Source organism: Acetobacter okinawensis JCM 25146 (assembly GCF_000613865.1).
GTDB classification, from domain to species: Bacteria; Pseudomonadota; Alphaproteobacteria; order Acetobacterales; family Acetobacteraceae; genus Acetobacter; species Acetobacter okinawensis.
Genome location: NZ_BAJU01000092.1, coordinates 1 through 3,092, shown reverse-complemented (window position 1 = coordinate 3,092; position 3,092 = coordinate 1). Strand labels below are relative to the sequence as shown.

The 3,092-nt window shown below is 62.3% G+C and carries 2 protein-coding genes and 2 pseudogenes; all 4 read left to right on the top strand.

Annotation, left to right across the window (positions count from 1 at the left end; translation table 11 throughout):
* Positions 1-288: 288 nt before the first annotated feature.
* On the top strand, positions 289-948 hold the full coding sequence (locus tag JCM25146_RS15670) for a ribonuclease D (RefSeq protein ID WP_025829218.1): 660 nt from the start codon (positions 289-291) through the stop codon (positions 946-948).
* A gap of 46 nt (positions 949-994) precedes the next feature.
* Positions 995-2,007, top strand: a pseudogene (locus JCM25146_RS20220) (KpsF/GutQ family sugar-phosphate isomerase).
* On the top strand, positions 2,004-2,741 hold the full coding sequence (lptC, locus tag JCM25146_RS15660; RefSeq protein ID WP_025829216.1) for an LPS export ABC transporter periplasmic protein LptC: 738 nt from the start codon (positions 2,004-2,006) through the stop codon (positions 2,739-2,741). The pseudogene JCM25146_RS20220 and the gene lptC overlap by 4 nt, the downstream one beginning before the upstream one ends.
* Positions 2,742-2,744: 3 nt before the next feature.
* Positions 2,745-3,092: pseudogene (locus JCM25146_RS20215) on the top strand (hypothetical protein); the annotation flags it as partial.

The following is a 3,092-nucleotide window of genomic DNA, read 5'->3' as shown; positions in this document are numbered from 1 at the left end:
TGGCGCGCCCTCCCTGCCCGCGCCACCATGGCCGGAGGAGCGGGAACGGCGTGCGGGACGCGCGGCTTTACGGGGATTCTGCATGGACAAACGGTTCCGGGTTGAGGTCTCTCTGCCTCTCCCCTAGCGCAAGAGCGGGGTCCTCGCCTATCCCCAGCATGGTCAGGCTCTTTACTTTAAGCGACAGAAAGGTGCCTGAGCACGCTGGGGAATGGACATTCCCCCCATGCGGCTGTAATCCGTCTGATGCAAAGCAGCCTAGACGCAACAGCAGAACAGGAGCGCCTCATGTCCGCAGCTCAGGGCCCATGTGCTGGCGCCATTACCCTGTACAGAAATGACCTGCCCGACGGCCTGCGCTTTACCGGCTCCGTTGCTGTGGACACCGAGACCATGGGCCTTAACCCCCACCGGGACCGGCTATGCCTTGTCCAGCTTTCCAGCGGGGATGGCACGGCCCATCTGGTCCAGCTTATCCCCCCCTCGCTTGGCGGCACGGGCTATGCATGCCCTAACCTCAAGCGGGTGCTGGCGGACCCGACGCTCACCAAAATCATGCATTACGCCCGTTTTGACGTGCGCATTTTGCAGCATGCGCTGGGCATTACGGTCAGCCCTGTCGTGTGCACCAAAATTGCTGCCCGCCTTGTCCGGACTTTTACCGACCGCCACGGTCTGGCCGCCCTGTGCCGCGACCTGCTGGGCGTGGACCTGAGCAAGCAGCAACAGAGCTCGGACTGGGGAACGCCCGAACTCAAGCCCGAACAACTGGCCTACGCCGCATCGGACGTGCTTTACCTGCACGCACTCTGGCACCGGCTCTCCGCCCTACTGGAGCGTGAAAACAGGCGCGATCTGGCACAGGCGTGCTATGATTTTCTGCCCACACGGGCACGGCTGGACATGATGGGTTACGAAGACCCGGACATTTTCTCCCACCGCGCCTGAGCAACGGCACATCTGGCACGCCTTCGCCATCGGACCCATCTGACGCATGACATCCTCTGCCCTACCCGGCCCAGACGCCCCGACCACCCCCGGCATGGATGCCGCAGCAACCGTGCGCGTGGAGCAGGCCGGGCTGGACGCACTGGCCCGCGCGCTGGAAGACCCCGCAGGCCTTGGTGGTGCGTTTGAGCAGGCTGTGGCCATGCTGCTGGGTATTTCCGGTCGGGTGGTTATTACCGGCATTGGCAAGTCCGGCCATGTGGCGCGCAAAATACAGTCCACGCTGGCCTCTACCGGCACACCCTCCTTTACGTCCACCCTGCCGAGGCCTCTCACGGAGATCTGGGCATGATACTGCCCGGAGACGCCATTCTGGCGTTTTCCAACTCGGGGGAAACCACGGAACTGGGCGATATTGCAGCCCACGCCCTGCGCACCGGCCAGCCCCTGCTGGCTGTAACCAGCAAAGCCTCCTCCACACTGGCCAGCACGGCAACACTCGCCCTGACCCTGCCCGCCATGCCCGAGGCCTGCCCCATGGGGCTGGCCCCCACCACCAGCACACTCATGCAACTGGCTTTTGGTGATGCATTGGCCGTAGCCCTGCTGCGCCAAAGAGGGTTTACCGCCACGGAGTTTGGCATCTTCCACCCCGGTGGCAGACTTGGCGCACGCCTGCGCACGGTGGGCGAACTCATGCACACGGGGGTCGCCATGCCCCTGACCCAACCCGACGCACCCATGCGTGACGTGATTATGGAAATGACGCACAAGGCGCTAGGCTGCGTAGGCATTGTGGGGCAGAATGGGGCGCTGGCAGGGCTTATCACCGATGGTGACCTGCGGCGCGCGCTGGACCAAGACCTGACAACCACACTGGCAAAAGACATCATGAACCCACGGCCGCTGACCATAAACCCGGACGCGCTTGCCGCCGAGGCGTTGCAGGTCATGAATGCGCGCAAGCGGCCTGTTACGGCTCTTTTTGTGCTTGATCGTGCAGGCATACCCATTGGCGTTGTGCATCTGCATGACCTGATCCGGGCAGGCGTGGGATGACCGACACCCCCGACAAACGCCCCCAGCGCGAAGATTACGCCCGCTCCGGGGTGGATATAAAACAGCAGCGCGAACGCCTTGTTGCGCCATCCATCAAACGCAAGCTCCCCAACCCCGCCAATCTGGCACGCAGGCGTGCACTGCTACGCTGGGCCAAATGGCTGCTCCCTGCCACGGCCCTGCTGTTGCTGGCCGCCATAGCCATATGGCCAGAAATGGAACACCTGATCAGTGCCAGCCAGACCACCATACGCGCGCTGAGCAAGGTCAAGATAGAAAGCGGGAACTTGATTGGCGCCACCTACCGCGGCGTGGACGAGCACAACCGCCCGTTCACAATCACAGCAGACACGGTACATCAGGCAACAGACAGCAGGCTGGACCTGAGCCACCCCATAGCCGATATTCTGACACAGGGCGGAGAGTGGCTTATGGTCCGCTCGGAAAAAGGCGTTTACATGCAACACGCACAGATTCTTGACCTGACAGGAGAAGTCACCCTGTACCGTGATGATGGCCTGATGATGCATACGCCCGTTGCCGATATTGATGTCAGAACCAGCATTGTCGCCTCCGACTCATGGGTACGGGCGGAAGGTCCGTTTGGCGTACTGGATGCACAGGGCTTTGTGCTCAGCCAGCATGACGGCATAACCCAATTCCGTGGTCCCGGCCGACTGATCCTTAATGATGACCGCCACAGCGATGCCGCAGCCGGCAAAAAGGCGTCCTGAAGCATGATGACACGCTCCCCCACCCTTTCTACACGCATGCGTTCTTTTGTGCGGCGGGCCTGCGCGCTGGCCTGCCTGCCTGCGGCCAGCCTGGCATGGCACCACGCTGCACAGGCACAGGCCATTGATCTGTCCCATGGCGGGCAGATTACGGTTACGGCTCTGGGCGGGTTTGACTGGGACCAGAACCAGAAAAAGGTGACCGCCTACAATCAGGCCAAAGCCGTGCGCAATAATGTTACGGTCACCGCCGACAAGCTGATTGCCTACTACCGCAAAAAACTGCCGGTCGGTGCCTCCACCCCGGCGGCAACACAGCCCGGACAGGCTCCACCTGCGGCCCAGCCCGAC

Coding starts and splice junctions, on each gene's coding strand:
- JCM25146_RS15670 (WP_025829218.1), top strand. CDS start 289: ATGTCCGCAGCTCAGGGCCCATGTGCTGGCGCCATTACCCTGTACAGA.
- lptC (WP_025829216.1), top strand. CDS start 2,004: ATGACCGACACCCCCGACAAACGCCCCCAGCGCGAAGATTACGCCCGC.